This window comes from uncultured Mailhella sp., from assembly GCF_944324615.1.
Taxonomy (GTDB): domain Bacteria; phylum Desulfobacterota; class Desulfovibrionia; order Desulfovibrionales; family Desulfovibrionaceae; genus Mailhella.
Genome location: NZ_CALUWY010000110.1, coordinates 1 through 3,948 on the forward strand (window position 1 = coordinate 1; position 3,948 = coordinate 3,948).

The 3,948-nt window shown below is 56.3% G+C and carries 4 protein-coding genes; all 4 read left to right on the forward strand.

The annotated features are described in order from the left end of the window. Positions 1-188 precede the first annotated feature (188 nt). The 4 genes from Q0K07_RS12900 (at position 189) to Q0K07_RS12915 (ending at position 3,725) form a co-directional block, all read left to right on the forward strand. Positions 189-980 (forward strand): phosphonate ABC transporter ATP-binding protein, encoded by a 792-nt coding sequence (locus Q0K07_RS12900; protein ID WP_294446907.1) that lies wholly within the window; start codon positions 189-191, stop codon positions 978-980. Positions 981-1,067: 87 nt separating this feature from the next. Beyond that, positions 1,068-1,928, forward strand: a complete 861-nt coding sequence (phnD, locus tag Q0K07_RS12905; RefSeq protein WP_294446905.1) for a phosphate/phosphite/phosphonate ABC transporter substrate-binding protein — start codon at positions 1,068-1,070, stop codon at positions 1,926-1,928. 1 nt (position 1,929) lies between these two features. Beyond that, on the forward strand, positions 1,930-2,727 hold the full coding sequence (gene phnE / locus Q0K07_RS12910) for a phosphonate ABC transporter, permease protein PhnE (protein WP_294446903.1): 798 nt from the start codon (positions 1,930-1,932) through the stop codon (positions 2,725-2,727). Next, on the forward strand, positions 2,724-3,725 hold the full coding sequence (locus Q0K07_RS12915) for an NAD(P)-dependent oxidoreductase (protein ID WP_294446902.1): 1,002 nt from the start codon (positions 2,724-2,726) through the stop codon (positions 3,723-3,725). The genes phnE and Q0K07_RS12915 overlap by 4 nt, the downstream gene beginning before the upstream one ends. The last annotated feature ends 223 nt before the right edge of the window (positions 3,726-3,948 follow it).

The following is a 3,948-nucleotide window of genomic DNA, read 5'->3' on the forward strand; positions in this document are numbered from 1 at the left end:
TGCTAGGGCGCGGCTGGTAAGAAAGCCTTACAGGCGCATAAGAGGAACCACCGGCTATGCCGGTGGGGCCCCTTTTTGTTGCTGCGGCTGTAAAAAAGCCGCTTCTTTGATAATGAAAATTTTAATTTCGGGAAACATTGGAGCAATATTTCAGGCATATTTATCATCCTGATAATTCAGGAGGTTGTATGCTTCAGGCCTTGAATATTGCCAAAAGGTACGGTCAGACGACGGCGCTTGCCCCCACGACGATACATCTGGATCCCGGGTCCTTTACCGTTCTTCTCGGGCCTTCCGGTGCTGGCAAGTCCACGCTGCTGCGCAGTCTGGCGCTGCTCAGTCCGGTATCGGAGGGCAGCATCAGCGTTCGCGGAATAGGCGTTGTCGATTCTTCCAGAAAACTGCGTGAGCTGCACCGGAAAACCGGATTCATTTTTCAGCAGCATCAGCTCATTTTGAGGCAGACCGCCCTGAGAAACACGCTCAACGGCCGCATCGGTTTTCATTCTCTGTTTCATGGGCTGCTTCCGGCGTCTTCCGAGGATCTGGAGAATGCGTATGCCTGTCTTGCCCGTGTGGGAATGGAAGGCTTTGCGCTGACTGCCGCGGGCAATCTTTCCGGCGGACAGCAGCAGCGCGTCGGCATAGCCAGGGCGCTCATGCAGCAGCCGGAGATCATGCTTGCCGATGAACCTGTCGCCAGTCTGGATCCCCAGCGGGCCTACGAAGTCATAGATCTTCTTCACGGAATCTGCCGGGAAAGGGGGATCTGTTCGGTCGTGAGTCTGCATCAGGTGGAGCTGGCGCGAAGGTTCGCCGACAGAATCATTGCCCTGAACGGCGGATGCGTGGTGTTCGACGGCAGTGCCGCCGAACTGAACGACAGGGTGCTGAACAGACTTTACGCAACGTCTTCCGCAGAAGCCTCCGTCCTGCCTCCCGTCGTCGAGCCTTCGCTGAAGCCGGCCCTGGCCGCATGATTACCGGATACGGGTCGTACCGTTCTCCGTTTTGGAGCGAAGAGCGGAGGCCTGAACATGTATTTTCATTTTCAGAGAGGAATAGTTATGAAGATCCGCAACATTGTTCTGGCGCTTCTGGGCGTGTTCACGATGCAGACCGCTGCCTTTGCGGCCGGAGACGGAAACCCTCAGACGCTTCGCGTGGCACTTCTGCCTGATGAAAGCCCCAGCGTGGTGATCAAAAATAATGAGAATCTGAAGAACTATCTTCAGGAAAAGCTGGGCAGAAAGGTGGAACTCGTGGTGACCACCGACTACTCTTCCATGATTGAAGCCATGCGGCACGATCGTCTGGACCTCGCCTATTTCGGACCTCTTTCCTACGTCATGGCCAAGTCGAAGTGCGATATAGAGCCCTTTGCCGCCATGCAGAAGAAGGGCAAGGCCACATACCGTTCGGTCGTCATAGCCAATGCGGGCAGCGGTATTGAAAAGATGGCGGACATCAAGGGACATGACATGGCGTTCGGTGATGTCGCCTCCACGTCTTCTCACCTCATTCCCAAATCCATGCTTCTGAATGAGGGACTTAAAAGCGGCGAGGATTACAAGGAACATTTCGTGGGCAGCCACGATGCCGTGGCCATGAACGTGCAGAACGGCAATGCACAGGCCGGCGGCATGTCGGAGCCCATTTTCCAGACCATGATGGAAAAGGGACTGCTGAAGGCGGACAAGGTGAAAGTCATCGCCACGTCGCAGGAGTTTCCCGAATATCCCTGGACCATGCGCGCAGGTCTGAATCCCGAGCTCAAGAAGGCCGTCAGACAGGCTTTTCTCGACATGAAGGATCCTGCGGTTCTCAAGCCTTTCAAGGCGGACGGCTTCATAGCCATTGACGATGCCGCCTATGATCCCGTGCGCGAGCTGGCCAGAATTCTCAATCTCAATCTGGCGCAGATGTAACATGGCGGCAACTCTGGAAAACGTCCGGCATACCGTAAGATGCGGCTATCGCAGATCCTGCCTGAAGCTCGTCGTACTGGGGCTGATGGTTCTTGTCTGTTCGTGGCATACCGGCCTGCTTGATCTGCAGCGGATGGTGGAGGGAGGTCCTGCACTCTGCCAGCTGCTGGGTGAAATGTTTCCTCCTGATTTTTCCAATATGCGCAAGTGGGGAAAACCGGTGGTCGATACGCTGTGCATGAGCGTTGCCGGTACGTTCATAGCGCTGGTTCTTTCCTTGCCCGTAGGACTTCTGGCTGCCGGAAATGTGGCCCCGAACAGGGCCGTCTATCGCCTGGCAAGGGGAATTCTCAATATTCTCCGCTCGGTACCCGAGCTCATCATGGGCATCGTTTTCGTTGCGGCGGTGGGGTTCGGCGCTCTTCCCGGTGCACTGGCACTGGGACTGCATTCCGTCGGCATGGTGGGCAAGTTTTTTGCGGAGGCCATTGAACATTGCGATCCCAAGCCGGTGGAAGCCATTCGGGCCGTCGGCGCGACAAGGGCGCAGACCGTTCTTTACGGCATTCTGCCGCAGGTCATGCCGCAGCTTGTGGATACGCTTGTGTACAGGTGGGAATACAATTTCCGGGCATCCACCGTCATGGGCATGGTGGGCGCCGGGGGCATAGGCTTCGAGCTTATGGCTTCGCTGCGCATCATGCAGTACCAGGAAGTTTCGGCCATCCTTCTGGTCATTCTCGTCATGGTGACGCTGGTGGATGGCCTCGGTTCAAGAATACGGAGAAAGGTTTCATGAACGGAAAACCCCGTTGTCTGGTCACGTGTCGCATTCATGCCGAGGTTGAGGAGTATCTTGGAAGATACTGCGAGCTTGACCTGAACCGGAGCTGCGAGAGTCTTTCGCATGAAGAGTTCTGCAGGCGTGTGGCAGATGTTGATGCGGCCATGACCTTCATGCCCGACAAGGTGGATGAAAAACTTCTTGCCGGGGCTGCCCGTCTGAAGGTCATAGGGGCGGCGTTGAAGGGATATGACAATTATGACGTGGAAGCCGCTACCCGTCATGGGGTGTGGCTGACGTACGTACCCGACCTTCTTACCGAACCTACCGCGGAACTGACCATTGCACTTATGCTCGGACTGAGCCGGAACGTGAAGGCCGGTGACAGGCGTGTCCGCAGTGAGTTTCAGGGCTGGCGTCCGGTACTGTTCGGTACGGGAGTGTCGGGTTCCGTGGTTGGCATTATAGGTCTGGGACGTCTGGGACAGGCCGTGGCCCGGAGACTGCAGGCATGGAATGCCCGCCTGCTTGGTTTTGACGTTTCGGAAAAGGCTCTGGCTGAGGCCCGTGCGTTCGGAGTGGAGGGCTGTGCTCTGCACGAACTTCTGGAGCGGTCGGACGTCGTTCTTGTGCTGACGCCGCTGACCGTTCAGACCCGGTATCTGCTGAATGCCGAACGCATGGCGCTCATGAAGAAAGGAGCGTTTCTGGTGAATGCCGGGCGGGGATCATGCGTAGATGAGACCGCCGTGGCGGAAGCGCTGGAGCGGGGGCATCTTGCGGGGTATGCCGCCGATGTTTTCTCTTTTGAGGACTGGGCACTCGAGGGGCGTCCCGAGCGCATTTATCCGCCGCTGCTTTCTCCGGAGCTGAATACTCTTTTCACGCCTCATCTCGGCTCTGCCGTGGACAAGGTGAGAGTGGCCATTGAAATGACGGCGGCAAGGAACATCGTGGATGTTCTTGAAGGGCGTGTGCCTGCCAATCCTGTAAACCGTGTCGGCGGAAGATAACGTTTCTGCTCTGTGATACGGCCCCGCATCAAACGGATTTGAGCGGAGTGGAAACGAAGTTCGGGACGCTTTCGGCTCGAATATCCCGCGCCCTTGCTGAATATACGAAAAAGCCGGAGAACCGATTATGCTGTTCTCCGGCTTTTTTGGTTAAAAGAAAACCCCCAGCTAGGCTGGGGGTTCCCGAAAACTTATAGTTATGCGTAAGTTATAAACACTCCTT